Annotated in this window: 2 protein-coding genes; one reads left to right on the forward strand and one right to left on the reverse strand. The window is 34.4% G+C overall.

Features of this window, described 5'->3' with window-relative positions; genetic code table 11:
- The first annotated feature begins 35 nt into the window (after positions 1 to 35).
- Entirely contained in the window at positions 36 to 1,043 is a 1,008-nt protein-coding gene (locus ACUVXA_RS18255) for a hypothetical protein (protein ID WP_445872718.1), read from the forward strand.
- A 126-nt stretch (positions 1,044 to 1,169) separates the two neighbouring features.
- On the opposite strand, the gene ACUVXA_RS18260 is transcribed toward ACUVXA_RS18255, so the two are convergent.
- On the reverse strand, positions 1,170 to 3,077 hold the full coding sequence (locus tag ACUVXA_RS18260; RefSeq protein WP_445872719.1) for a beta-CASP ribonuclease aCPSF1: 1,908 nt from the start codon (positions 3,075 to 3,077) through the stop codon (positions 1,170 to 1,172).
- Between the last annotated feature and the right edge of the window lie 454 nt (positions 3,078 to 3,531).

Raw genomic sequence — 3,531 nt, forward strand, 5'->3', positions numbered from 1 at the left:
ATATTAAAAGCATCTAAAAATATGGTGATTTATTTATGGGTCAACAAGACAAGGAAATATTTCTTTGCTCCGAATGTTCAGGTAATTTAGTCTTACATTCTGGTGAATTTGTATGTAGCAATTGTGGTTTAGTTGTTTCTAAACATTATGTAGCTCCCGTTTTTAAGATTAATCAGGAGAATTTACTAAATAACCAGTATAAAACTAATTTGGCTCTAGGTAACAGAATGCATATAGTTGATGGAATGGGTAGCTATATCGATTTTCAGCGTACTCCTTTTTTTTATGATGGACAAGGTGCACCACTATCATCAAATAAACAGGCTTTATATAGAAAATTAAAATTTAGATACAGTTTACGTTTGAGAATCGATAGGAGAGAATCAGATTACCGGGCTTTAAAGTCCTTAAATAACGTTACTTCTATGCTTCAAATTTCGGACTCTATAAGAGATAGAGCTGCATATCTCTATCAGAAAGCTGTTAAAAAAATTGATAAGAAAATTTCTAACCACATAGTGCTTATAGCTGCCTGTCTATTTTTTGCTACTAGAGAATATAAGGAATTAGCACCGGTAACAGTACAGGAAGTTGCACAGAATTTCAAGAAACTAGGCCATAGAATAAGTGTGAAAAAGGTAATTAAAACAGCTCTTGAATTAAGATCATTGTTTATTCAAAAACATCCAAAAATCAGAAAGAGTGAAGATTATTTGCCCAGAATAATATCCGATATAATATCTTCATCAATTATTGAGCTTCGTCTAGAAGGAAGAGATCTTAGTATTGAAGATTATAGAAATTTATTGACCCAAAAAAGTTACTCTATATTAAATAAAATTGATAGTATTGACCGAGGGGGGAGGAACCCGTATATTTTCGCGGTTTCAACAGTTTATTGTGCAGACCGTATTATATCTAAAGAAATCGAGCGGAAACCAGTTTTAACTCAAAAAATTTTAGCTAAAATAACTAGGGTTGCGGAGTATAGTATTAGAGATCATTATACAAGTGTATTGAAACCAATGATAATAATTAGATAATATGCTAAATTTCCCTAGCTGTCATTAATAACTAATATTGGATTTAAGATTCCTAGTTATATCTTTCAGTAATGAAAAATTTTACGATTTGAGAATCCGCTTCCTGTCTTTAAAATTCCTTATAGTTTATTTTAGTCTGATTGTTTCTAGATTTTGGGGGGCTCTAGTTTCAATTTTAAATATTTTATGAGCCGTACTCGCTAGGCTAATGCATTTTGAGTTTTCGCCATGACAAGTGATTATTCTTTCGGGTTTGGGAGAAAGTTTTCTAAGATAATCTAGTATTTGTCTCCTATCACTATGACCTGAGAAACCATCAACGGATTTAATGTCTATTCTAACATTGACCATTTCTGTTTTTTCATTTTTTGTTTTCATAGGTATCTCTTTCCAACCTTTTTGTACCCTGCGTCCAAGTGTTCCTTCCACTTGATATGAAACAAACATTAAAGTATTTTTAGGATCGGGAGCCATTAATTGGAAGTATTCAACACTAGGGCCTCCACTAAGCATTCCAGAAGTTGCCATTATTATACAAGGGTCTCCTTCGATAATATCCGGTCTTGAACTTGCTCCCTCTACCTGCTGGAAAAAGCCTGCTAGAAAAGGATTGCTTCCTTGGTGGAAAATTCTTTCACGCAATTCTTTTGATAGGTATTCTGGGTGAGTCGTATGGATGGCAGTCGCTTCACTTATCATTCCATCTATATAAATTGGAACTTCTCGTAATATACTTTTTCGCATATTTTCTTCCAATACTAACATAAGTTCCTGTGCTCTTCCTACTGCTAGAACTGGAATAAGAATCTTACCCTCTCTAGACAGAGTTGCATTTATAATCTCCACTAGATCTCTTTCAGCTTTTTTTCGTGAAGGTATAATATCACTTGGGGCTCCATAAGTACTTTCAATTACAATTGTTTCAAGCCTTGGAAATGTGTAACTTGCAGCTTCCAGAAGGCGTGACTTGGAAAATTTGAAATCACCAGTATATGCGATATTATATAGGCCATCCCCTATGTGCAAATGTACAATTGCTGATCCAAGTATGTGACCCGCATTATGAAGAGTAAGCCGTATATCCGGGGCAATATCTGTTACTTCTCCATAATCTAGAGGGATAGTATGCAAAATCGCTTTCCTGACATCTTTCTGACTATAGGGAAGTAGTTTTCCTTCTCGTTCTGCAACATCTAGATAATCTAACTGTAATAGCGTCATCAAGTTTAAAGTAGCTCTAGTGCAATAGACTGGGCCTTCGTAACCATATTTAAATAAAAAGGGTAAAAATCCACTGTGATCCAAGTGCGAATGCGTGATTATGATTGCATCTAAATTTTCCAAATCGAATTCAGGTAAATCTATTCGTGGAAACGCTTGCAGTGTACCTCCGACATTAACACCACAATCAATTAAAACAGAGCTTTCAGTTGTTTGTATGAGAATTGCCGTCCTTCCTACTTCTCTAAAGCCACCCAATGAAGTTAAACGCAAATATCCGTCTTTGACTAGTAATGGGCGATGTATTCGTCTTCCAATATTTCTCAGAATCTGCTTTCTAGCCACACTTTCTGTTTGAAAAGCATGCCTAATCCTTAGTATCATTTCCGAAGTTAGCGGTGGAGTTCTAATCACCGAAGGTCTCCAAAGAACAGTTCTAGTAATTTCCTTTAGTGTAACACCGTTTCTACCAATCACAAGACCTGGTTTTTTTGCTTCAATTATAACCTCGCCCACGTTTTCGTCGAAGGCTATAGTTGTTATTTCGGCTTCTTTATTGACAATCTCTTTAATTTTCTGTGCAGCTTCGGCTGGAGGCATTCTGACAGATGGATCTGATCTAATTACTATTCTTTTGCGTATGCTCTTGGCAAGTTCTTTGACAAGCTCACTATCATCAACTAAAATTTTTGGATTCCTCAGATATATAGAGATTTCTGGTCCTTCAAACTCTACTTCTGTAACATCGGCTTCTTCTGGAATTCCATGTAAAATCGATTTTTTAATTTCGCTAAGAATTTCTTGTGATAACAACTTGTATCCTCCTGTATATTCCAGCGAATATACTATTCACTATTCGGTTTTCAAAGGTATAAGTATCAAATTTGAATTGTCTATTGAAATATATTGACTTCAACTCATATTTTCTATAATTGATTATTAGTCAAACTTTTCACTGTTGTTTAATAATCCAAAATTTTACACAAAGGATATTTTTTGTAATTTGCTATTTTTAATTTTTTTAAATTTTTGAAAGTTTCTTCAATTCTTTTGAATAGAAGCGATCGGTTTTAGTTTAGTCTTTAGAAACATGTTTTTAGTATTATAATACACATAACCTTGGGTTCTTGGACTGGAAAAACCGTTATAGAATTCCCACTTTCACTGAATACCCACAAGGTAATAAATATTTCGTAATATGATGAGAAAAACCATTGATTTCTATCTTTGGTTGGTCTAAGGCGGTGTGAAACGGTTTTTAAGCGTG

This window comes from Candidatus Jordarchaeum sp. (genome assembly GCF_052745115.1).

What these genes read in the sequence shown, in the direction of transcription:
- ACUVXA_RS18255 (WP_445872718.1), top strand. Translation starts at nt 36, where the DNA reads ATGGGTCAACAAGACAAGGAAATATTTCTTTGCTCCGAATGTTCAGGT.